Origin of the sequence: Roseovarius sp. E0-M6 (genome assembly GCF_037083845.1) — a bacterium.
In the GTDB taxonomy this organism is placed as follows: domain Bacteria; phylum Pseudomonadota; class Alphaproteobacteria; order Rhodobacterales; family Rhodobacteraceae; genus Roseovarius.
On sequence record NZ_JBAPLA010000018.1, the window covers coordinates 1 to 641 of the forward strand.

Annotated in this window: 1 protein-coding gene; it reads right to left on the reverse strand. The window is 57.6% G+C overall.

The annotated features are described in order from the left end of the window. Positions 1-55: 55 nt before the first annotated feature. Positions 56-478: a DDE-type integrase/transposase/recombinase gene (locus V8359_RS19360; RefSeq protein WP_442970410.1), complete on the reverse strand. Its 423-nt coding sequence runs from the start codon at positions 476-478 to the stop codon at positions 56-58. Positions 479-641: the final 163 nt, after the last annotated feature.

Below are 641 nucleotides of genomic sequence, written 5' to 3' on the forward strand. Positions count from 1 at the left end.
ACGGGTCTATTGCGTTAGCTTGGCAACCAGGCAGTGGAATCCAGAACCTCTTCTCTCACGCAGCTTCCGGGAAGAGATTGGCAACGAAGGAAATCTCGTTTGCAACCCCGGCTTCACAATCTTCGAACTGGCCCTTTCGGATTTTGTGGAAGGTCTCGATCCCAGCGAGAGCAGCTTTAGCTCCGGCCATGGTCCGGAACCCGCGCATTGGGCGCAATCTTTGTTTCAACGCGGCATGGTCGCTCTCGATCCGATTGTTCTGGTACTTCCGGTCGACGTGGTGGATCGCATCTTCCGGTCCGAGCCGAGCGTTGATCTCACCGATCACCTTGGCATAGCTGTGTGCCTTGTCGGTGACGATGGTCAGCGGATGGGAGAGACGTGCAGTCTCTCGGGCCTGTCGCAGGAATGACCTTGCGGCCTTGGAATTGCGCCTCGCGGTCAGGCGAAAATCTATCAGCTGACCAAACTGATCCACTGCTCGCCAAAGATAATGTCAGCGGCCACCCACCCGGATGTAAGTTTCGTCGACATGCCACTGTAGGCCGCGCCACGAACGGTGGGCACCGAATGCCCGTTTGCGAATCTCGGGGCCGAACTTGCGAACCCGGCGGTGAATGGTTGAAGCATCGACCGTCACT